The sequence below is a fragment of the Alicyclobacillus suci genome (assembly GCF_017329615.1).
GTDB lineage: Bacteria > Bacillota > Bacilli > Alicyclobacillales > Alicyclobacillaceae > Alicyclobacillus > Alicyclobacillus suci.
Map to the genome: position 1 here is coordinate 1 of NZ_JAFMTW010000113.1, position 1,769 is coordinate 1,769.

At 38.9% G+C, this 1,769-nt stretch carries 3 protein-coding genes; all 3 read right to left on the bottom strand.

What is annotated here, in order from left to right; all coding sequences use genetic code 11:
- Positions 1-195: 195 nt before the first annotated feature.
- Positions 196-891: a hypothetical protein gene (locus J3482_RS19950; RefSeq protein ID WP_146824996.1), complete on the bottom strand. Its 696-nt coding sequence runs from the start codon at positions 889-891 to the stop codon at positions 196-198.
- A 57-nt stretch (positions 892-948) separates the two neighbouring features.
- A complete protein-coding gene (locus tag J3482_RS19955; protein ID WP_206923056.1) occupies positions 949-1,533 on the bottom strand; it encodes a hypothetical protein in 585 nt (194 codons plus the stop codon).
- A 45-nt stretch (positions 1,534-1,578) separates the two neighbouring features.
- Positions 1,579-1,769 (bottom strand): hypothetical protein (locus tag J3482_RS19960; protein ID WP_206923057.1); only part of this gene is annotated, 191 nt, incomplete at its 5' end.

The following is a 1,769-nucleotide window of genomic DNA, read 5'->3' on the forward strand; positions in this document are numbered from 1 at the left end:
TCTTCAGCCAGCTTGCGATACATTTCGAGGAGCGCTTGAAACCCTATCTTCACTAGAAACCGTCTGATAGAGTTTACACAAAATTATTGACACTCCCAAATAGAAGCTCTGAGCCCTCCTTACAGTTATCCACATAATCCTCCGTCACCACAAATAACAGAAAACCGCCCATCCACCGTCAGGAAGCGTGAGCGGCTACGATTTATCTTCCGATCGTCTAACAGCAGTTATTTGATGAACAAGATAGGTACTAGGGTCTATAAACAAGGTAATTTCGTCATATTTTGTTCTAAGCATACGGATCACATTAGGTGATTTCGTCATCTTACGGATATCCCATCCACTTACACTTAGATTAATCCCCTTATAGCCGTGATAAAATGGGAGTGTCTTCTCCAGAAACTTGCATATGTCCAGAAGCTCATTATTAAATTCCATAGGTTCTACCGCATCAAAAATGACTACCCATTCATTTAGAAGTCTAGGGAAATCAACAGAATGATTATTTTGAAAAATAAAAGATACAACCGAATCACCCTTTTGAAGCAAATCGATACAATTTGATTGAAATTCCGGGGATAGTGCTTCGATTTCTAAACCAAGAATCATATCATCTCGATTCCACACTGATCCTTTTAAAATAATGGATTCAAGTCTTTTTAATTGATTACTGGTCTCCAAATCGAAGTTAAAATTTTGTAGCATCAATGAAATTTTGTTCCTTACGGAAATAAGACCACCAATATAAAGTTCAAATGAATTGATATCCGATAATGTTTTAGAACTGTTCTCGTGATTCACCAGTGCTCTTTCACCCTGAAATATAGGTATAGATTTAGGACCAATCAAATTACGATTTTTAGCTAAGGGTTCTGTAAGCCATGACTGCATTTTAAACCTCCATATGACTGACTCCATTGCAGTTTTGCATTGGAGTCAGTATTTAGTTTACGAAATATACGCGGAGTTGCTGTTACTAAAACTTGCTGATCCTGTCGTTAGATTTGCACTACCCGTAATATTGATAGTATGAGTCCCACTACCTAAACCCGGCATGGTGAGTTCATTGTAATAGAACGTAGTCCCTCCGGGATACTTATATACCATTGGTTCAGCCAAATATCCGTCATAAATAGGCTCAAATTGCAATTCGCTGATTAGACCAACAGTGCTAGTCAATTGATACTCCGTAGTCATTACACCATTGGCATCATAACTACATGTACCGAATGTGACTTGTCCACCGCTTGAAGATTTATTGTTCCAATGTCCCCCAGCATTAGTACACTGATCAGTTCCACCAGGACCCGGATAAATGTTCGGTGATACTGATATATTCATTCCTGAAGAGGTGATTATACCACTATAAGTAACCGATCTAGACGTATTGCTCTTCGCCGAAGCATTAGGTGTAAAAGTTGTATACGAGCTGTCTGTTGTTGAAGAACTAGTAGAAGCCATAACGGTTGGAGCGAATGTAGACATTGAAAGTATGGATACCCCGGAAAAAACTATGGAAGCAAATTTTTTCATATTGAAACCTCCCTCCAAAATTTGTAGTTCAGTAATAGACTACAATTATTTACATGTCGAAAATATTCCGCTTTGGTAATAAACGCTCTTAAGACACTGTATACTTACTGGACAAACCGGTTTCTGATTGATTGCGATCTTGGCTTCCGCGAAGTTGTCGTATTCCTGCATCCAAACTTCTTCCTCCTTCAACGAACGGAAGAAACGTTCGATATAGCCATCTGCGTCCGGGTTGT

Bases quoted from the DNA above. Each gene is read 5' to 3' on its own strand.
- J3482_RS19950 (WP_146824996.1), bottom strand. From the start codon at position 891: ATGCAGTCATGGCTTACAGAACCCTTAGCTAAAAATCGTAATTTGATT.
- J3482_RS19955 (WP_206923056.1), bottom strand. From the start codon at position 1,533: ATGAAAAAATTTGCTTCCATAGTTTTTTCCGGGGTATCCATACTTTCA.